Source organism: Candidatus Enterococcus huntleyi, assembly GCF_009933175.1.
GTDB classification, from domain to species: domain Bacteria; phylum Bacillota; class Bacilli; order Lactobacillales; family Enterococcaceae; genus Enterococcus_K; species Enterococcus_K huntleyi.
The window spans coordinates 60,525-81,581 of the sequence record NZ_MAEJ01000007.1 but is presented as its reverse complement, the minus strand read 5'-3'; the positions used below and the strand labels follow the sequence as shown (position 1 = coordinate 81,581).

Annotated in this window: 20 protein-coding genes and 1 riboswitch; of the genes, 16 read left to right on the top strand and 4 right to left on the bottom strand. The window is 38.3% G+C overall.

The genetic code is table 11. The features are described from left to right. Positions 1-8: 8 nt before the first annotated feature. Positions 9-860, bottom strand: a complete 852-nt coding sequence (locus tag BAU15_RS05000; RefSeq protein WP_161841658.1) for an aldo/keto reductase — start codon at positions 858-860, stop codon at positions 9-11. A 1,058-nt stretch (positions 861-1,918) separates the two neighbouring features. Here BAU15_RS05000 and BAU15_RS04995 point away from each other — a divergent pair. Beyond that, positions 1,919-2,923 carry a nucleoid-associated protein gene (locus BAU15_RS04995; RefSeq protein WP_161841657.1) on the top strand — a complete coding sequence of 335 codons (1,005 nt, stop codon included), beginning with the start codon at positions 1,919-1,921 and terminating at the stop codon, positions 2,921-2,923. Positions 2,924-2,978: 55 nt separating this feature from the next. Next, positions 2,979-3,620, top strand: coding sequence for an endonuclease III domain-containing protein (locus BAU15_RS04990; RefSeq protein WP_161841656.1), 642 nt, complete (start codon positions 2,979-2,981; stop codon positions 3,618-3,620). 115 nt (positions 3,621-3,735) lie between these two features. On the opposite strand, the gene BAU15_RS04985 is transcribed toward BAU15_RS04990, so the two are convergent. After that, positions 3,736-3,918: a hypothetical protein gene (locus BAU15_RS04985; protein ID WP_161841655.1), complete on the bottom strand. Its 183-nt coding sequence runs from the start codon at positions 3,916-3,918 to the stop codon at positions 3,736-3,738. A 448-nt stretch (positions 3,919-4,366) separates the two neighbouring features. Next, positions 4,367-4,723 (bottom strand): YxeA family protein, encoded by a 357-nt coding sequence (locus BAU15_RS04980; protein WP_161841654.1) that lies wholly within the window; start codon positions 4,721-4,723, stop codon positions 4,367-4,369. A 178-nt stretch (positions 4,724-4,901) separates the two neighbouring features. Between BAU15_RS04980 and BAU15_RS04975 the strand changes: the two genes are divergently transcribed. Next, positions 4,902-5,417, top strand: coding sequence for a hypothetical protein (locus tag BAU15_RS04975; protein WP_161841653.1), 516 nt, complete (start codon positions 4,902-4,904; stop codon positions 5,415-5,417). 352 nt (positions 5,418-5,769) lie between these two features. Further along, positions 5,770-6,957: an elongation factor Tu gene (tuf, locus tag BAU15_RS04970; RefSeq protein WP_161841652.1), complete on the top strand. Its 1,188-nt coding sequence runs from the start codon at positions 5,770-5,772 to the stop codon at positions 6,955-6,957. Positions 6,958-7,123: 166 nt separating this feature from the next. On the opposite strand, the gene BAU15_RS04965 is transcribed toward tuf, so the two are convergent. Further along, positions 7,124-7,840, bottom strand: a complete 717-nt coding sequence (locus tag BAU15_RS04965) for an alpha/beta fold hydrolase (protein ID WP_161841651.1) — start codon at positions 7,838-7,840, stop codon at positions 7,124-7,126. 167 nt (positions 7,841-8,007) lie between these two features. On the opposite strand from BAU15_RS04965, the gene BAU15_RS04960 reads away from it, so the two are divergent. From BAU15_RS04960 to BAU15_RS04905, 12 genes are all read left to right on the top strand, one after another. Next, the gene (locus BAU15_RS04960; protein WP_161841650.1) at positions 8,008-8,640 is read left to right on the top strand and encodes a lysozyme family protein; all 633 of its coding nucleotides are present in this window, start codon (positions 8,008-8,010) and stop codon (positions 8,638-8,640) included. 280 nt (positions 8,641-8,920) lie between these two features. Next, complete coding sequence (dnaG, locus tag BAU15_RS04955) at positions 8,921-10,771, top strand: DNA primase (RefSeq protein ID WP_161841649.1); 1,851 nt, start codon at positions 8,921-8,923, stop codon at positions 10,769-10,771. 18 nt (positions 10,772-10,789) lie between these two features. Beyond that, on the top strand, positions 10,790-11,899 hold the full coding sequence (gene rpoD, locus BAU15_RS04950; protein WP_161841648.1) for an RNA polymerase sigma factor RpoD: 1,110 nt from the start codon (positions 10,790-10,792) through the stop codon (positions 11,897-11,899). A gap of 255 nt (positions 11,900-12,154) precedes the next feature. Beyond that, entirely contained in the window at positions 12,155-14,407 is a 2,253-nt protein-coding gene (locus BAU15_RS04945) for a cell division site-positioning protein MapZ family protein (RefSeq protein WP_161841647.1), read from the top strand. 367 nt (positions 14,408-14,774) lie between these two features. After that, on the top strand, positions 14,775-15,488 hold the full coding sequence (locus tag BAU15_RS04940; protein WP_161841646.1) for an AzlC family ABC transporter permease: 714 nt from the start codon (positions 14,775-14,777) through the stop codon (positions 15,486-15,488). Further along, positions 15,478-15,801: an AzlD domain-containing protein gene (locus BAU15_RS04935; RefSeq protein WP_161841645.1), complete on the top strand. Its 324-nt coding sequence runs from the start codon at positions 15,478-15,480 to the stop codon at positions 15,799-15,801. The genes BAU15_RS04940 and BAU15_RS04935 overlap by 11 nt, the downstream gene beginning before the upstream one ends. A 15-nt stretch (positions 15,802-15,816) precedes the next feature. Further along, entirely contained in the window at positions 15,817-16,692 is an 876-nt protein-coding gene (locus BAU15_RS04930) for a CvfB family protein (protein WP_161841644.1), read from the top strand. A 105-nt stretch (positions 16,693-16,797) separates the two neighbouring features. Further along, on the top strand, positions 16,798-17,295 hold the full coding sequence (fur, locus tag BAU15_RS04925; RefSeq protein ID WP_161841643.1) for a ferric iron uptake transcriptional regulator: 498 nt from the start codon (positions 16,798-16,800) through the stop codon (positions 17,293-17,295). A gap of 353 nt (positions 17,296-17,648) precedes the next feature. Next, entirely contained in the window at positions 17,649-18,539 is an 891-nt protein-coding gene (gene xerD, locus BAU15_RS04920; RefSeq protein WP_161841642.1) for a site-specific tyrosine recombinase XerD, read from the top strand. 36 nt (positions 18,540-18,575) lie between these two features. Continuing rightward, positions 18,576-19,343, top strand: coding sequence for a segregation/condensation protein A (locus BAU15_RS04915; protein ID WP_161841641.1), 768 nt, complete (start codon positions 18,576-18,578; stop codon positions 19,341-19,343). Further along, a complete protein-coding gene (scpB, locus tag BAU15_RS04910) occupies positions 19,327-19,923 on the top strand; it encodes an SMC-Scp complex subunit ScpB (protein WP_161841640.1) in 597 nt (198 codons plus the stop codon). Before BAU15_RS04915 ends, scpB begins: the two co-directional genes overlap by 17 nt. Then, positions 19,924-20,664, top strand: coding sequence for a pseudouridine synthase (locus BAU15_RS04905; RefSeq protein ID WP_161841639.1), 741 nt, complete (start codon positions 19,924-19,926; stop codon positions 20,662-20,664). 155 nt (positions 20,665-20,819) lie between these two features. After that, positions 20,820-20,943: riboswitch (FMN riboswitch) on the top strand. The last annotated feature ends 114 nt before the right edge of the window (positions 20,944-21,057 follow it).

The window sequence follows — 21,057 nt, the reverse complement described above, 5'->3', positions numbered from 1 at the left end:
ACTTTCGCTTACCACTGGGTTGTATCTGGATTGATTGCTTTGCCGACAACGCCATCAAGTCCATCGATTACTGACATTTCAGCGTCAGATAATTCGAAGTCAAAAACCTGCGTATTTTCTTCTATACGACTTGGTGTCACTGATTTTGGTAAAGGTAAGAAGCCGTGTTGTAAAGACCAACGGATTGCGATTTGGGCGATTGATTTGCCATGTGCTTCAGCAATTTTTTTCATCTCAGGCACCTCAAAAATTTTCCCAGTACCAAGAGGGCTGTAGGCTTCTAACAACATGTCATGTGCACGAGCGTAGTCAACGACTGTTGTTTGAAGTTCACCAGGAGCTAAGAAAATTTGATTGACCATCGGCATGATCTTCGCTGTTTTTGCAAGAGTCTCTAAATGGTGCGGTAAAAAGTTGCTGACGCCAATCGCTTTAATTTTGCCAGCTTCATACAGCTCCTCCATAGCACGCCAAGTGTCTGCGTTCGCTTGTTCCCAATGTTCTCTAAAACCTAGTGGATTTGGCCAATGGATTAAGAATAAATCAAGATAATCTGTCTTAAGTTTTTTTAAAGACTCGTCAAAAGAACTCATCACAAGATCATAACTATGTTGACCATTACCTAATTTACTGGTGACAAAAATGTCCTTGCGGTCGATGCCACTTTCAGCAATTGCTTGACCGACACTTTCTTCATTGCCATAACCTTGTGCTGTGTCGATGTGACGATAGCCAGCTTTTAAGGCCTCTTTAACTGATTGAACAGCTACTTCGCCATCGGGAGTTTGCCATGTGCCAAAGCCAACAACTGGGATTTCAATGCCATTGCTTAGTTTATACGTAGATGTCAGTGAATTCATAAAATTAACGCCTCCTAATTTTTTGTTCATATCTAGTGTATCGCAAAATTGGAGAGAATAGGCAATTATTTGCTTATTGTTTATAAAAATTCGGACGAAAGATGTGGACAGAATCACTGATAGATGTAGTCTAATCTCTTTAGTTTTTTAGAAAACTATTTGAGAAAAATAGGGGAATTCCAAGACTATCGAGGAATCATCAATCAGTTAAGTATTTTTCTGATGTACTGCAAGCAGAAGTTTAGACGAACGATAAATACTTGTTGATCGAAGCTTAGAGTTATCTGTTTAGATAACTATCGATTCGTTATTTAAACAAATAGAATAAAATTTATAAATGAGCATACACTAATTGTTTTTAAGAGACTTGTGGCTAGTTGCGCACTTTTTTAGTGGAAAACAGAGAGAATAAGGCTAGTTTCAAAAGGAAAGACCACTGGTTGCTAGATTCTTACTTTTTTGAATGCTGTAGGAATGCACGAAAACAGCGCAACTAGCCACAACTTTGAAAAAAGCACGAAAGCTTGAAATTTTCAGCGAAAGACAAGTTCAACTCAGATGACTGTGACAAAGATTGATAATTAAATCCTGATTTTTCAAGGTTTATAACTCGTATAAACTTTACACTCATTAGTTCATGAGTGGTAAATTAGCCACATTTAGAATACTTGTGGTTAGTTGCGTTTTTTGTGAAAGGAAGTACAAACAAAAGAGCGGATTTAAAAGAAAAACGTACTAGCCAATGGGTTCTTAGCACTTAATCTTCCGTAAAATTAATCAAAACTCCACAAGCAAAGATTAGTGGAAAAAGTCCGGAATTTCTCTAGCTAGCAACCTTATATGGAGAAAGCTCGAAGCACAGCTTGTTATATTTAGGCTACTGTGCGTTTCATTTTAATGCGAGGAAATTTAGCGAGTTGAGTTGGCATTCGGACCAATTTTCTGACGATGAAATTAGAGGAGTTTTCTTTAGTTGTTGAGAAAAGAAAGAAAAAAATCACTGGCTTTTTTTGAAGATTTCGGTAAACTAGTAAGGTGGTCAAAAAGGAGACGAACAGATGGATATTTATTTAAAAAAAGCGATTTTACATATCATTGATAAGGATTCAGGGGTACCCGTATTTTCGCAAGTAGAACTAGATTTAAGTACGGAATATGTCCGAGATTATTTAACTAACAAGATAAAAAAAGTTTCTTCTGCACAAACAAAAACCGGTAAATTAGCAGAGGATGGGGCGTTCACAACAATCGTCCGTGAGAGTGTCGCAAATTTTGTCGAGGCTTCTGAAAAACTAGTTAAGCGCTGGGTTGATATCTATCAACAAAGTGAAGAAGCGCCAAGTGCCGATATCTTTGTTGTGCTATATGAATTGGATACAAAAATGAATCTGGCTTTCTTGAAAGTTAACTATCACGATGCCTATACTCATTTTGTAGATGCTGACGAACAAGGAGTCGCGAACAAATTGATTATTAATCGAGCTATTTTGGCATCAAAATCACAAAAAGCCGACGAAGCGATCACGATTGATATTGAAGAGTTAACGTATGAATTAGTTGAGAAGAAATATCTCTTTTCAGGAGAAAAACGCTTCTATTTCTCTGAATCAGTGATTGAAACAGAGCCGGCTCCTTCATTAGAAGAAAACGTTCGAGTGATTCAAAAAGTGGCTAAGCAGATTGGCAAGAAATTTGATGCCGATGAGTTTGATGTGGTGGCGGATATTAAGGAAGCCGTCTATGATAGCATCGAAGAGGTCGGATTAATCAACCATGAAGAGATTGCTAGTCGAGTCTTTAAGGATAATATTACGGCTCAAATGGCCTTTAAAGAAGAGGTTCAAGAAAAGGGCTTTGTCTCAGATGTCCCACAGATTCGTGAGGTACGAGAAGTTTCTGAGAAAAAATTTGGGAAACAAAAGTTCAAAATGTCAAATGGGATTGAGTTGATTGTCCCGGTCGACGTCTATAGAAACCCTGATTTAATTGAGTTTGTCAATAATCCAGACGGGACGGTTTCAGTGATGATTAAGAATGTGGATGAAGTGCTGAACCGTCTGTAATAGGGAGCTTTCGGAAAGTCGAGAGATGATGGAAGAATAGAAGAGGTTCTAAAAAATGAAGCAAAAGAAAACAGACAGCCAAAAAATCGATGTCCTGAATCGCTTGGTTGCACACTATGGCGTGCAATATTGGTGGGAGGATGAAAATCGGATTACTGATTGGGTCTCAATGATTTTAATTCAACAAACCACTGAGAAAAATGCCAAGAAGGCCTTGGAGAATCTCGAGGGATATCTGAGTGTTGAGCAATTAGCTGAAATGCCGATAGAGGAACTACAGGAATTGATTCGCCCAGCTGGCTTTTTCACACAAAAAAGTCTGTATATCAAAGAGCTGATTAATTGGTATATCAAGAATGGCGCGGATATTGCGAAGTTTGCTGACTATTCCACCGAAGCGCTACGTAAGGAACTATTGAGTATCAAAGGCGTTGGACAAGAAACGGCTGATGCGATGCTATTGTATATTTTCGAACGAAATGTCTTTATCTGCGATCAATATGCAATTCGTTTATTTACGCGGTTAGGTTTTGGCGAATACAAAAATTATAGCGATATGAGAAAAGATTTTGCCCATCTAGCCGACAAAATTCCACATGCTTTGTGTAAGGAATGGCATGCCGCGATTGATGTCCATGGGAAACACTACAGATCAGACAAGCAAATGGATGAAAGCTGGCTGCTGGGTGAAGAATAATACTAAGCTTAAAATGATAAATCTAGCTATCGAAGTGCTGAGAATAGTTAGCTAATAAATAAAAAAGTTTCAGAAATTATCAGGTGGAGAACATCCTGACGATACTGAAACTTTTTTACTTTTCATTTTTCTGAGCACTCTCTTTATTGATTTTTGTATGCATTAATTCATAGAGATAAATGCAAATCAATAATATAGGAGCGATAATCAGCAATAGATTTTTATCTTCGATTCCGGATAAAAAAACGATGAAATTTCCGATAATAGCCAAAACAAGCATAACTTTAGAAAGTTTCAATAGTATCACACCTTCCGAATTAAAGAGTTAATCACTTTTTCTAATAAAAAATATAATCGTGCGAGTAGCTTTAGAATCTGACACTTACTATGTAAATTCAATTTTAGTATTACTCATTAATCTTATCAAAAAGTTGAGGCAATATCAAAATAGTGTTTTCTTGATTATTTTACTAGAATATTCTTGTTCGCTTTTTCGTATTCAGGCGCTTCCTTATTAACCAGTACGCTAGTCATTCTAGTCTATTTATTTAATTGGTCGAAGAGGAGACACAGAGTAGGTACCGAATCAAAAATGAAAACTAGTTTTTTTATAGCTTTGGAAATAATCAATCCAAAATTAGTCTGTTAAATATAAATCTACCCACCATATACAAGCATGATGCCTTACCGGTGGGTAGAATTGTTGTCTGAAAAATGGATTCGTTTCAACTACTAACGATGTCTAGTTAGCGTTGGATTAGCTTTTCTAAAGCTTTTTTTGGTATATCGGATTGGCTGATTTCTTGCCAATCTAGGACACCTTTTCGAGGGTTCACTGTGACTTTAAGATAGGCTTTGAGTCTTAATGGTTGCGTTCGAAAAGCATCTAGCGAGAGTTGTTTTTCAGCGCCTACTTTATTGTAGGCCTCTTGTTGATAGGTGTATTTAGTGAATGTTTCACCACTTGATTGCTCAATTTTTCTATCACCTTCATTGATAATTTGTGTGTAATAGGTTTCGCCACCAAAGTAATACGTGTAACCAAACCAGCTACCGCCAGCTAATAATAGAAGAACTACGAAGAATCCGATTATTTTCTTCATTTTTTTCACCTCACCTTTATTATTCACAAAATGAGGAGGTTCGTCCATTTGATTCCCTCACAAAAGAGTGACAGTTTTGTTAGTCGAGAAAAGGGTAGAAGAAAAACAACGTTTCATCTAATCAAAATTATGATAGACTAGATTAAGTAAAACGATTACACGTGTATGGAGGATTATTATGGCTGAAAATGAATTTTTCGAAACAAGTTTCCGTTTTAAGTGGGGAACAGGTTTTATTATTGAATTTTTAACGGAAACAATCGACTGGGCGAATGAGAATCAGGTAGAATTATCAGCGCCTATTAATTTAGTGTACGCATTAGAAGGGGAGCAATATGCTTACAATACTGCCGAGGGATTATTTGAAGAGGTCGAAGAGGGCCAACAAGTAGGGCAACTTACAGCACTGAGCACACAGACAAATTTTGTGATGAATGTGAGCCGCCAACTGTTTGACGAGTTAGTGACGATTGGGAACAAACAATTGACGACGTTTAAAGAACAACTGATTAATGAGTTTCAAGAAGAAAATGAACGTAGTGAACAGCTGCATAAGATTTATGACGAGATGGAAAATTTTGATGCATTATTGACCTATACCGACTTAGAAATCATATGGCAAGAAGCTGATGTGTTTACAGTGGAGGATCCGAGTCCGCAGAAAGCCCAAGAAGGCCAACACTTTATTGGCTAAGGATCAGTCGCCTGAAAAATAGATAAATAGGAATCAAGTCAAAGAGTCTTTCTGAGATAGAAAGTTTCTTTGACTTTTTTCGTGTATCGAGAAAAGAAACGCGTAGGTTATTAGTGAAGTGAATAATTCCGGTAATTTCAGACAAGATTTAAGAGGCGGATTTAAGCTGAAACAAAGCACGAAGACAAATCAATTGACTTTGACCAATTTTGACGTATAATAAATCCATATTCAAAAACTTACAAATAGTAAGTGAGTCGTCTAGCGTTTCTATTTGTAAGAAAAGGAATATAATTGGGATGGTTGAGCGCGATAAATCAACTGTTCACTAAAATAGGAGGTAGTAAAAATTATGGCAAAACAAATGTATGACAGAACCAAACCACATGTTAACATCGGAACAATTGGGCACGTTGACCATGGGAAAACCACGTTAACTGCAGCAATCACGACAGTATTAGGGAAAAAAGGCTTAGCGAATCCTCAAGATTACGCCAGTATTGATGCTGCCCCTGAGGAACGTGAACGTGGCATCACGATTAACACCGCGCATGTTGAATATGAAACTGAAAAAAGACATTATGCGCATATTGATGCACCAGGACACGCGGATTATGTTAAAAATATGATTACTGGGGCTGCCCAAATGGATGGGGCAATCTTAGTCGTTTCAGCAACTGATGGACCTATGCCACAAACGAGAGAACATATTTTACTTTCTCGCCAAGTGGGTGTTAAATATTTGATCGTTTTCTTAAATAAAATTGATTTAGTTGATGATGAAGAATTAATCGACTTAGTCGAAATGGAAGTCCGTGAGTTACTGACTGAATATGGTTTCCCAGGCGATGACATTCCTGTTATCAAAGGGTCAGCTTTGAAAGCTCTTGAAGGTGATCTAGATGCCGAAGCTGCGATCATGGAATTGATGGATACGGTGGATGAATATATTCCAACACCTGAACGTGATACAGACAAACCATTACTTTTACCAATCGAAGATGTCTTCTCAATTACTGGACGCGGCACTGTTGCTTCTGGGAGAATTGACCGAGGCGTGGTACGTGTTGGTGATGAAGTGGAACTTGTGGGAATCAAACCAGAAACCCAAAAAGCTGTCGTAACCGGCGTGGAAATGTTCCGGAAAACGTTGGATTATGGCGAAGCAGGCGATAACGTTGGCGTCTTGTTACGGGGGATTACCCGCGATGAGATTGAACGTGGACAAGTCTTAGCAAAACCAGGTTCAATCACGCCACATACAAAATTCAAAGCAGAAATCTATGTATTGACCAAAGAAGAAGGCGGGCGTCATACGCCATTCTTTAATAACTATCGTCCACAATTTTATTTCCGGACGACGGATGTGACCGGAAATATTGTCTTACCTGAAGGGATCGAAATGGTAATGCCAGGCGATAATGTGACAATTGATGTTGATCTGATTCATCCAATCGCTGTCGAAAACGGCACAACTTTCTCTATTCGTGAAGGTGGACGGACAGTCGGTTCAGGAATGGTTACTGAGATTGAAGCATAGATAAAGTACAAAAATAATAAACGAAAAGGGTCGAACCTCGCTGGAATTTCCAGTGAGCATTCGATCCTTTTTTCTGTAATTTTTATTAGTTGGGGAGAATAAAAAATCTTAAAATGATTATTTGAGCTTTTTAGCCAGTAATCGATTTATTCAACAGAGTCACTTACTATTCTGTTAAAAATTTTAAGATTTCATGGTTAAAACGCTTTGGATTTTTCCGAGCAAAACTGTGTCCTTGGCCGGGGACGAGAACGAACGAAGCTTTCGGAATAGCTTTTGCTAGATAGATTGAATGCTTTAATTTGATGATGTCGTGTTTGCCGACTAGGATTAATGTCGGGCTAGAAATTTGTTGTAAATCTTTTTCTTGGATGCCTATATCATGTAATACTAAGCTCAGTGAAATTAATGTTCTTTTTGCTTGCGGCCAAAAGAGAGAGAGCATCCATAAAAAAATGTATTGTACATAACTGGCTAATTGAAAGGTTAAGCGCACACCATTTGTTGTCGTATTTCCGGCATTTAAAATTAAGCGATGCACAGATTCGGGATACTTACTTGAAAAGACCATGGCTAGATTGGCGCCATCACTAAAACCTAGAAAATCGGCTATCTGAATTTGTTCTAAGTGCATAATTGTTTTGATATCCTCTGCCATTTCAGCGAAAGTCAAGCTGTCTGCATTATTCGTTGACTGCCCATGCCCACGACTATCGACTAGAAATACTTGGAAATTTTTTTCTAACTCTGGGACTTGTCTGGAGAAGTATTTGCCACTGCCGCCGTTACCGTGTAATAGAAATAGCGGGTAGCCTTGCCCACTTTTTTCGTAGTATATTTGACTGCCATCAGCCATGGTGGCATAGTGTCTTTCTGGGTTCATTTAATCACCTACTTAGATTAAGTATAAACCAACTTGTATTTTCGGCAAAGAAAAGGCTAGATTCTTCATTTTTTATTAAAGAAACAGAAATGTTGCTGAGATAATTGATTATTTAATTCAACTCATAGTACTATGTTGAAAGACGTAAAAAGTTTGGATGATTATGAATGAGAAAACGGAAAAAAAGAAGAATTTTGAAAACCTTTCTCCTAATGGTTCTCTTCATTTTTATTGCTGGGACGCTGTATTTGACCTATCAAACGGTTCAAACAGTGAGACGAGTCAATCAATATGAAGAACAGGTCGAAGAAGCTGCGGAGAAGAATCAAATTTCAGAATATAAGGGTTTATTGATGGCAATCATCTATACAGAGTCTAAAGGTAAGGGAATTGATCTGATGCAAAGCTCTGAGAGTGCCTTCGGAAGTCAAAATCAGATTACCACACAGGAAGAGAGTATCGAAAAAGGTGTGTCTTATTTCGCTGAAGTTTTAGCTCAGGCAAAAGATAAAGGCACCGATATTTGGACAGCTGTTCAGGCGTATAATTATGGAATCGATTATGTGAATTATATTGCTGAAAATGGTGGGGAAAATACAGTCGAGTTAGCCGAAGTTTATTCGCGAGATGTGCTCTCACCAACCTTAGGAAATTCCGAAAAGAAACAGTACCGTTATCTGCGTATCCAATCTTTATTATATAATGGGGGCTATTTGTACCATAATGGGGGAAATATATTTTATGCAGATGTGGTCAAAACCAATCAGTGGATTTTCTCTACGACGGCCGACTGGTTCTAAAGGTAACGGGATTGAAAAAGTAATAGACTGAATGTAAAACAAGTGGAAGCATTAGGCTGCAAAGTGATTTTTCTATGAAAACCATCTAATAATTGAAAATAAGTTGAAAAAAATAAAGAAAAATCATTTAGTTGAAGTCAAACTACTTGAAAACAGCAAAAGATATGGTAGAATGAAATATGTATAATTGTGTCCTTTAGAAATCGCGCTGATGCTTATTAGTGCGATTTTTTACCGACTGTTGTTTATACAGAAAAAGTATAAACGGGAGGTGAGTCAAATGGCTCAAAGAATCCCTCAAGAAGTCATTGATGAAATCCGAGGGAAAACAGATATAGTCGAGATTGTTGGTCAATACGTACAGCTGAAAAAATCTGGTAAAAACTATTTAGGTTTATGTCCTTTTCATGAAGAGAAATCTCCTTCATTTTCAGTTGCAGAAGACAAACAAATTTTCCATTGCTTCGGCTGTGGAAAAGGCGGGAATGTTTTTAACTTTGTTCAAGAACTTGAAGGAGTTTCCTTCCCTGAGGCAGTCGAAAAGGTTGCTGAATTGGAACAAATTCCTCTACAAGGAAATTGGGTAGCTTCTAATCGAGAAGAACAAGGAAACTCAAAACAGAGACAGTTGATTGAATTGCATGAAAAAGCAAATGAGCTTTTTCATCATCTATTGGTGCGTACAAAAGCTGGGGTAGAAGCATTAGATTACCTACTCGAACGTGGTTTGACTATGGAGTTGATTGAAGAGTTTCAGATTGGCTTTGCACCAAATGAACGCAAGTTTTTGGTTCAAGTATTCGAAAACGAGTCATATGATGTCGAACTGATGAAAGAAAGTGGTTTGTTCGTGCATCGAGATGATGGAACCTTCGTTGATCGATTCTACCAACGGATTATGTTTCCTATTCGAAACCCGCAAGGCAAAACAATCGGATTTTCCGGACGTTTGTTAAAGACTGAAAAATTCCCAGGAACGGATCAACCAAAATATCTAAATAGTCCAGAGACTGAATTATTTAATAAACGGTTGGTACTCTTTAATTTCGATAAGGCACGCAGCATGATTCGAAAAGAAGGCGAAGTGTTCTTATTTGAAGGATTTATGGATGTTATAGCGGCTTGGCAAGCCGGAATTCATAATGGGATTGCCTCGATGGGGACCAGTTTGACCAGTCAGCAGTTGTCCATGATTGAACGAGTGACCAAAGAATTGGTTATTTGTTACGATGGCGATAGTGCGGGGATTGAAGCAACGAATCGAGCGATTGAATTATTGAATGATAATAGTCGTTTGAATTTGTCAGTGGTGAGCGTGCCAGAAGGCCGTGACCCAGATGAGTATCTGCGGAAATATGGTGAAGCTGCATTTAAGGAACTTGCTCTTCATGGAAGAGAAACAGTTTTTACTTTTAAAATGCGTTACCATCGATTGAATCGCAACTTACAAAATGAGAAAGAACAACTTGATTATATTGAGGAGTTACTTCAAGAACTTGTGGCAGTTGCCTCACCGATTGAGCAAGATAAGTACCTTACCCAGCTTTCAACAGAATTTCAAATTGGCCGCGAAAGTCTCCAAGAACAATTGCGGTCGTTAAAGCAAGAATCTCGACAACAGAGAAGAGCAGCCAGACGGCAAGAAAATTTTGCGCCGCAGATTGCGCCGGTTGCACCGACTCCTGTTACGAAAGCGCCACTATCTTTGGTTGAGAAAGCCGAGCGTAATTTATTGTTTCGGGTATTTAACGAACAAGGAATACGGAATCAATTGAATGAATTATCCTTTCAATTTGTGCATGATCAGTACCAAGAAATTTACTTTTTATTGGGAGCATTCTTGGAAGAACGAGGAACCTTTACACTTCCAGAATTTTTAGACTTTCTAAAGAAAGAAGCATTACGAAAAACAGTCATTGAAATTGCTTATTTTTCTGTTGGGGATACGAGTTCCGAACGGGAAATACAAGACCTATTGGCGGTTATCGGGAAAGCTAGCTTAGCTGATGAAATAAAACAAAAAAAATTATTGCAGCAAGAAGCCAGTCGAAACGGAAATCAACAACTAGAGTTGGAACTAGCAATTGAAATAATAAATTTAACGAAACAGTTAAAAAAGCCTAATAGCTAACTAGAGGGGGCCTTCTTTATGGCAAAAGAAACAGAGAAAAAAGCGTATAATGAAGCGGTTGCGTCATTCATCAAAGAAAACAAAGCAAAAGGACAAGTCGTTTATGACGAATTGTCGAATAAATTAGCAACGCCATTTACTTTGGATGCAGATGAGATGGACAAATTAATCCAAAAAGTTGAAGACGCTGGGATTAGTGTTGTCGATGAAAATGGGGAACCATCTGTTCATAGTCTAAAAAGTAATGAAAAAAAAGCCAAAGAAGCGGAACAAGAAGATCTTTCAGCACCAACTGGTGTGAAAATCAATGACCCCGTTCGTATGTATTTAAAAGAAATTGGTCGTGTCTCTTTATTAACTGCTGAAGAAGAAGTTGCTTTAGCATTAAAAATTGAAGAAGGCGATCAGGAAGCAAAACAACGTTTGGCAGAAGCCAATCTTCGTTTAGTAGTTAGTATTGCTAAGCGTTATGTGGGCCGTGGAATGCAATTTCTTGATTTAATTCAAGAAGGGAACATGGGCTTGATGAAAGCTGTTGAAAAATTCGATTATCGCAAAGGGTTCAAATTCTCAACTTATGCGACATGGTGGATTCGTCAAGCAATTACCCGTGCGATTGCCGATCAAGCGAGAACCATTCGTATTCCAGTTCATATGGTTGAGACGATTAACAAATTAATTCGTATTCAACGTCAATTACTACAAGATTTAGGACGCGAACCGACACCTGAAGAAATTGGTGCAGAGATGGATTTACCGACTGAAAAAGTTCGTGAAATCTTGAAGATAGCTCAAGAGCCAGTTTCATTAGAAACACCAATTGGTGAAGAAGATGATTCGCATCTTGGAGACTTCATTGAAGACCAAGAAGCAACTAGCCCAGCTGAACATGCAGCTTATGAATTATTAAAAGAACAGCTTGAGGATGTCCTAGATACCTTAACTGACCGTGAAGAAAACGTACTTCGTTTACGTTTTGGTTTAGACGATGGTCGGACACGTACGCTAGAAGAAGTCGGAAAAGTATTCGGCGTAACGAGAGAGCGCATCCGTCAGATTGAAGCGAAAGCTTTACGTAAATTACGCCATCCATCACGTTCAAAACAATTAAAAGACTTTTTAGAATAAGAGAGACGTCTATAGGATGAGGAGATAAGTTAATTCATTCTTCTATAGAAAGTCACCAAAATTAAGTAGTTAGAGCAATCATAATTGATTGTTCTAACTATTTTTTTCGTCGTAAATCGATATAAATTCTACGAATATTACTTGCTTTTAAAAATTCTTAATAAAATCGTAAAGCAGAGGGGCTTTTCTGTTACAGATTTATATGATAGATTAAAGCATGAGCGTAAAAAAATAAACTAAGGAGCCGAACGACTAGTGGGAAAAAAGTGTCCAAATTGCGGATTTAAATATAAAGACGATTTAGATAGTTGTCCAAAATGCGGCTTTGATTTGAAAAAACAATCAATCGATGAACTAACTGAAGATAAAAATGATGATATTAAATGGTCAGATTATGGCGATGTACCATTGGAATCTATGATGGAAATGTTTACTGAAACGCCAGATTCAGAAGCGAATGAAACGAATGAGTCGACAAACGAAGAAACAGATAAATCAGAAGATATCGTCGAAAATAAGTCGGAAGAACTAGAGTCTAGTTCACAATCAGAGCCTGACATTGGCCAAAAAGAAACCGAACAAACAACGTTATCTGAAGAATTAGAACAACCAGATGAGCCGGAGAGCCTAAAAGATTCAGAAGCGACAGATGAATCAGAAGAGCCAGAAGAATTGAAAGAATCGGTAGAACTGGATGAAGAAGATACAGAAAATTCTCTTTTAGCGGCCTATATTCGTGAGCATCGTGGAGAAGAGGTCAATGGTTCTTCTGAGGCTGAGGCAACTGCCAATGATTCCATAGAAAAGGCCAGGGAGGAAGAATCTGACTCCCCTGAATTACCAGAAAACGCCAGTAATCAAGATAAACAAGCAAATCAAACTGTCCAAGTAGATCAACCAGAACAAAAAAATCAAGTGGATCAAAAAGAAGTAGTAGATCAGGGACATTTGACAGAGCAGGCACAGACACAATCAACCGAGGATATGTCTGTGGAGCAGGAAAGTGAAGAAGCAGCGGATGAAAAGTTATCCGAAGTATCTTCCGATGCTGTAAGTGCTGAAGTCACTTCAAAAGAGCTAGAAAAAAATTCGCTAGACGAGAACGCGGTAGAAACAGCTGATGTGAAAAAAGGTGCAGCAAACGAAGAAAAGAGTGATGAAGATAAATTAACTGAGTCAGTCACGCCAACACCTATTTTTGGCGAAGCACCGAAAGCACCTGATACGAACGAAGTGATTTTGGATGAAGTTGAATTGTTAGAGGCTGAACCGCTGGAAAAGGCTGCTACTTCTGAATCAACAGAACCAGAACAAAAGACTACTTCTCATAAGAAAAGAAACATTGCTCGTGGGATTACTGCGGTAGCGGTGCTTATTTTAGGCGCAAGTGCTTGGACTGTATATAGTCAGAATAAGAAGGCTGCTGAAGCCCAACAAGTTGAAGAAACGAAGAAAAAAGCGACTGAACTTGAAGCAATTCAACAAAATTTAGATGAATTTTATACGGATGATACCCATGAATTTATTCGTACTGAAAAAGTATCTGCAGATTTAACTAAATTATCTTCGCAATTATCAGCGCTCAAAGATCAAAAGGGCTATGAAAAAGTTGCTGAAGAGTTCAAAGATGTTTCTGATAAAGTTGCCATGATAAATAAAGTCAATGCGCTCTTTACAGGTGCGGTGATTTCTGATGATACATTAATCAAAGAACCACTTTTGAAGGAAGATAAGCAAATTGGGCTAGAGGCTTCTACAGAAACAAGTGGCTTTGCTAAATTGATGAACGAAGCGATTGCTACGGCTCAGAGCCAATTTGATGAATTGCAAACTGCAAAAGAGTTGGTTGACGTGATTTATGTGAATGGAAAAGTGACTGACAAAGCAAACAAAGAAAATTATGATGCTGCGAAAAAAGCAGTAGAAAATGTCAAAAATAAAGAGCTAGCAAAAGAGTTAACAATCGGCTTGCAAGCAGTAAAAAAACAGATTGATACAGAGGCTAACAAAGCCAAGGAAGCCACGCAAAAAGCTGAAGCGAATAAACAAGCGGAGGCGGCAAAACAAGCAGAAACGGCGAACAAGACAACGTCCGCTGAAACGAATGTATCTGCCCAAAATTCTGGCGGCTCAGCGGCTGTTCCTAATGTGGAGTGGACCTATGATAGTCAAGGAATGAGACACCCTGTCTTCCAAAAAAATAACCAAGGACTACCAATTTTATCTTCAAGACAAAGTGATATTGCTGACGTCAACAATGCAGCTTGGTCTTGGGCTGATGGGGTGAAAGACCATGTGCTATCGATTGCTTTTTCTCGTGGTTATATTGTCGAAGGTGGTTATTATTTAGAGCCAGCTCGAATTGAAGCGGGCGAAGGATTTTATAATTTGTACGCGACTAAGCCATCCAATTTATTGAGTTCTGATTATTCTTTTCCTGTTTATTTAATGACCATCAATTGTAAAACGGGTTGGTTTGGTGGAAATGGTAGCGATCAAACGCAATAAGGCGAGAGAATGGCTAGTGAATGAACGCTTGAAAAGGAGCTAGTAGCTTATAGCAGGTCAGGTGTGGAAAAAATTCTAATTCATATTTCTCAAACGAGTGGGTGCGATTAGCCTACTCGTTTTTTTACATGGGTAATAGATGCTACGGTAAATAATCAGAAAATTTAGAAAAAAGTCTCTGTTTGACGTTGCGTTGTACTTTCAACTTCGTTATTATAGAAGAAATACATAAAAATGGGTGTTTTTTAATTTTGCTAAAGCTTCGGTGTAAAGGGACGGCTTGCTAGGTAAACAAGGGGAAATGTGGCGAATGTCTGGCTGATTATTTTAGTAGGATATCTGTTTTAAAAGGATGTGGGGGAAGTCTATGGAAAAACAAATGAAATCTGCAACGACATTTCGAGCAGGAGTTGAGGCCTGTTTACCAACAGTCTTAGGCTATTTAGGGATTGGTATAGCGGCTGGTGTGGTAGGGAAAAGTGTTGGGTTGTCAATTTTTGCAATTCTGATGATGTCGGTTTTTATCTATGCGGGAAGTGCTCAATTTATTATTTGTGGAATGATTGCTATTCAAGCGCCGGTAGCGAGTATCGTTTTTACGGCTTTTTTAGTGAATTTGCGGCATTTCTTGATGAGTATGTCTGTAGCACCCCATTTTAAACAAGCTAATTTATTAGAAAGTATCGGGATTGGTACGTTATTGACTGATGAGTCTTATGGCGTTCTGGCGACTGAATTAACAAAAAAATCAAAGGTTACAGTGCCGTGGATGAATGGATTAAATATAATGGCCTATTCTACATGGATTATCGCAACAGTACTAGGCGGATTACTGGGAGAATACATTCCTAGTCCTGAAAGTTTTGGCTTAGATTTTGCTCTGATTGGGATGTTTATAGGATTGTTCGTCTTACAAGTCGACTTACCTATGAGAAAACGAACACGCCAGACAATCATCGTATTGGCTAGTGTTTGTGTCTCTCTGTATCTGATGATGGCGCTTCTTTCTCCCGAAATTTCCGTATTGATTGCGACGTTACTTGGCTGTTTAGTAGGGGTGGTGACGAATCATGACAACTAGTTATTTATTTTTGATTATCGCGGGATCAGCAGTTGTCACATGGATTCCTAGAATTGTTCCGTTTATCTTGTCAAAAAAAATTGATTTTCCTAAATGGTTGATGGATTTTTTGTCTTATATTCCAATTTGTATCTTGACGGCGTTGTTATTTCAGAGTATTTTAGAAGTTCGGGCTGGTAAATTACCGGCAATTGATTTATTATCGTTAGTAGCGTGTGTCCCGACTTTTTTAGTAGCTATACGCACCAAAGATTTGATGAAAACAGTGATTGTTGGGATTGTCACAATGGCTTTACTGCGCTTGTTTTTTTAAGTAGAGGAGAAAAAAATGAATACATTATTAGCAACAGTATTTAGTGGAATGATTACAGATGAAAATGAAACACATTACTTTGTCCAAAAAAATGGACTGACGTTTCGATTAGCGAAATCTGAAGGGGAACATAATTTAGGAGAGGCTGTCGAAGGTTTTGGGTATGTGAATCAAAAGCAAGAGCTGAGTATGACTTCTGAGATTCCTAAAAGTCGCATCGGACACTATGCGTTTGGTACAGTGACAGGCACACGTCGAGATTTAGGGGCGTTTGTGGATATTGGCTTACCAGATAAAGATGTCGCTATTTCTTTAGATGAACTGCCATCGATGCGTGAGTTATGGCCTAAAAATGGGGATCAACTGATGATTTCTTTAACAGTTGATGCTAAGGATCGCATTTGGGGATCTTTGGCTGATGAAAAAATCTTCCAAGCATTGAGTAATCGCGGCACGGAGGAATTGAAGAATCAAAACATTAGCGGCACAGTGTATCGCTTAAAAATTGTCGGTTCTTATGTACTGACAGATGATTTTTATATTGGCTTTATCCATCCTTCTGAGCGATATCAAGAGCCTCGTTTAGGAGAGAAGATTACTGGACGAGTGATTGGTGTTCGACCGGATGGCGTACTGAATCTTTCTTTGAAACCGCGGGCCTATGAAGCAATCAGTGATGATGCTGCGATGATTCTAACCTTTTTAGAACGGGCACCTGAGAATAAGATTCCTTATACAGATAAATCAACACCAGAGGAAATTCTTCAAACGTTTGGGATTAGTAAAGGACAATTCAAACGGGCGATGGGAAGTTTGCTGAAACAACGCAGAATTCAACAAAAAGATGGCTATACAATCTTAACCTCAGAGATAGATAAAGATTCTAATTGAGAATCGCTTGCTAAAAACTTAATTGTAACCTATAATTATTTTAATTTATAGGTCGCGATTAAGTTTTTTAATTATAATAATTATAAATAAGGGGAAAGAAGTCACATGAATCCTATTGCCGCATTGAAAAAAACTAAAGAACAGCTTCATGAATCAGGATTTAAACTGACGCCACAAAGAGAAGCCACCGTGCTAGTATTGTTAGAAAATGAGAAAGATCATTTATCTGCTGAAGAAATTTATTTTTTAGTCAAAAAAAAGAGTCCTGAGATTGGTCTAGCAACGGTTTACCGGACTTTAGAAATTTTGACTGATTTGAAAATTGTTGATAAAGTCAGCTTTAACGATGGGCTTGCTCGATATGATTTGCGCAAAGAAGGTGCAAAACATTTCCATCATCATTTGTTATGCTTGGAATGTGGAAATATCGAAGAGATTGAAGAAGATTTGTTGGGCTCTGTGGAGCAGATTGTCGAACAAAGATACCAATTTGCGATAAAGGATCACCGTCTGACATTCCACGGTATTTGTCGGGCGTGTCAATTGAAGAAAAAAGACGCGACAGAAGAGTCAAGTCATTCCACAGAGATGCAAAATGGCTAGATTTGGAAACCATTAAATAAATGACTAAGTAACTTGCTGGATGGACGTTGCCTATTGATTAAAAATCAATGTAGCATGTTTATCATCAAATCTACTATTTTTTAAATAGGTAGGGAATTGTGTCATCCGGTTGAGAGCCAAAAATTTGGGAGCCGCTGTAGCGTGTTCTCTCTTTTTTTGGCTCTTTGTCAGCTAGGAGTGAGGAACTGTTTTTTCGAGTTTCTTGAGAATTGAGGGGACGATTGTTCATAATTAGTGAGCTGATAGTGAGTTTATAAGGGAAATCCTATTTTTTTCTATCCTTCCCACTGGTTATTTGTTATGATAAATAATGCGAAAGTTGGGTGATTTTTGTGAAAGAGCAAATTATCGAGTATCTTCATTATTTGAATATTGAGCGAGGTCTATCGTTAAATACACGCATGAGTTATGAGCGTGACCTAACTCAGTATCTAGCTTTCCTTGAAGAAAATAAGATTGCTTCTTGGCAAGAAGTCGATCGATTTTTAGTGGTGAATTTTTTGCAGGCCTTGCAAATGGCTGGAAAGTCTTCTGCAACGGTGACACGGATGGTGTCAAGCTTGCGACGTTTTCATCAGTTTTTACGGCAGGAAAGATATACAGAGCATGATCCAATGCAACATATTGATTCTCCTAAAAAAGCACAAAAGTTACCTAGTACCTTAAGTTTGAAAGAAGTTGAACGTTTAATAGAAACGCCGGATACGAGTAAGCTTTTGGGGATTAGAGACCGTGCAATCTTGGAGGTTATGTATGCCACCGGTTTGCGCGTGAGTGAGCTGATTGGTTTGAAGTTGGGCAATCTCCATTTATCGATTGGCTTATTGCAGACGATTGGTAAAGGGGATAAGGAGCGAATTATTCCTTTAGGCGATTATGCCATTCATTGGATTGAACGTTATTTGGAAGAAGTTCGTCCGACATTGACGAAAAAGAAACCGAATGAAACTCACTTGTTTGTTAACAATCACGGAACCGGCTTGTCGAGACAAGGAATTTGGAAAAATTTAAAGGCGATTGTGCGTGAGGCTGGAATTAATAAAGACGTCACTCCTCATACGTTGCGTCACAGTTTTGCTACGCATCTTCTAGAGAATGGGGCGGACTTACGCACGGTGCAAGAGTTACTGGGACATGCCGATATTTCAACAACGCAGATTTATACGCATATTACCAAAAAACGGATGACAGATGTGTACAAACAGCATTTTCCGCGGGCGTAGGCTGGCTAGGTATTTTGTAAAGAAAGTAGGAGTCATGTGCAAGAGATTAATGTAAAGCTAGATGTTTTTGAAGGGCCACTTGATTTGTTGCTTCACTTAATAAAAAAACTGGAAATCGATATTTATGATATTCCAATTTCTGCTGTAACCGAACAATATATGACCTATATTCATACAATGAAAACACTGGAATTAGAGATGGCTGGGGAGTATTTAGTTATGGCTGCTACGCTAATGGCGATTAAGAGTCAGATGCTTTTGCCAAAGCAAGAATTGGAAATTGAGGAAGAACTAGAAGAAGGGGAAGACCCACGAGATGCCTTAGTTGCGCAATTATTAGAGTATCGTAAGTTTAAATACGCAGCAGAGGTGCTCTCTGAAAAAGCAGATGAACGAAGCTTGTATTTTACTAAGGAGCCGATGGATGTCGATCAATATAAGGATCATGATCCTCGATTACCTTTGAACCAGATTAATACGATTGATTTATTTTTAGCGTTTCATAGTATGCTAGAAAAACGCAAAAAAAATAAAACGGTTGAAACAACAGTGGCTTCAGAGGATGTGACGATTGAAGAGAAGATTCAAATGATTGAAAAACAATTGGCTAGTTTACCGAGAAATAAAGGCTGTACATTTGATTCCTTTTTCTCAAAAAATTCCCGTTCAGAAATTGTGACAACTTTTATGGCGTTGTTAGAATTGATGAAAACCGGGCGAATTAAGGTGGAGCAAGAGGCGAATTATCTGCCAATCATGCTCTACGGAACAGTAGGAGAACAAACAGATGACGAAACTGAGTGAGTTAGAAGCGATTTTATTTGTTGTGGGAGAAGAAGGCATCGGCTTAGATGAGTTGAGCTATCTTTTAGGAGCAGAGACGCCTCAAGTATATGAATGGGTCGGCGAATTGGATAAAAGGTACGAAGAGGACGAAAATTCGGCCTTAAATATCTTAGAAGTAGGCAATCATTTTGTCTTAACTACGAAAAAGAAATTTGCCAAGTTGCTCAAGAAATATGCTCAGTCACCTATCTCAAATAAATTATCGCAAGCAGCCTTAGAAACATTATCAATTATTGCCTACAAACAGCCCATCACGCGAATTGAAATTGAGGAGATTCGTGGGGTTCAGTCATCCGGCTCTGTTCAAAAGTTAGTGGCTCGCCAATTGATTGAAGACAAAGGTCGAGTAGATGGTCCTGGACGGGCAATTTTATATGGTACAACTGATTATTTTATGGATTATTTTGCCTTGAAATCATTAGATGAACTACCAGATATTCAATCGATGGAGATGGAAGACGAAGAGGAGTCAACCGATTTATTTTTCGATCGTTATAAAGGAAAAGAATTAGACACAACCACAGAGGAGCAAGAATAAATGGAAAGACTACAAAAAGTCATCGCACACGCAGGAGTTACATCGCGCCGAAAAGCAGAAGAATATATCGTTGCTGGGCGAGTACGAGTGAACGGCAAAATCGTAAAAGAATTAGGAATTAAAGTTAATAAGGGTGACAAAATTGAAGTGGATGATGTGCCGATTTATCAAGAAGAATATGGCTACTATCTGTTATATAAACCCAAAGGAGTAATTTCGGCGGTTTCTGATGATAAGGAAAGAAAAGTTGTGACTGACTTCTTACCAAGTGTCAATGAGCGAATTTATCCAGTGGGTCGCTTGGATTATGATACCTCAGGTTTATTATTATTGACCAATGATGGCGAGTTTTCGCAAAAACTAACCCACCCAAGTCATGAAATTGATAAAGTCTATGTGGCGAAAGTTAAAGGTCTAGCAACGAAACAAATGTTGCATCCATTGACACGAGGCATTCGAATTGAAGGACGGAAAACAGCGCCTGCTAAAGCAGAGGTTATTTCTGTAGATCCACGAACAGGCACGAGTATTGTCGAACTGATAATCCACGAAGGCAGAAATCACCAAGTGAAAAATATGCTTCAAGCAGTCGGTTTACCTGTTCAAAAACTAAAGCGTGAACGCTACGGGGAATTGACATTAAAAGGCTTACGACCTGGTGATTATCGTGAGTTAAATAAGAAAGAAGTCAGCAGTTTATTGAATTTAGCGACTAATAAGTCAAACGAGAGACGCAACTAATAACTAATAGGAAGGGGACTTTAAAAAAGTCCCCTAAACTGTTTGGAAGTCTTAAAATAGCAAGAGTATCAAAAAGTTAGATTGGTCTGAAACAAAAAGCTTGTTTTTTTCTATCGACCGTGTATACTTGACTTGTAACAAAAATTAAATAAAAGGTTCGTCTTCAGGGGCAGGGTGAAATTCCCGACCGGTGGTTATAGTCCACGACCCATCTCATTGAGGTGGCTGAGTCAGTGAAATTCTGATACCGACAGTACAGTCTGGATAAAGAAGATAGGGCTTATTTGAATTGATGTTTTTTTGCTGACTCAAATAACTCTAACTCTATTTTTCCCTGCGAAAAAATAGAGTTTTTTTGTTTGTTACGCATAAAAATATGGATTTAAAGGGTTC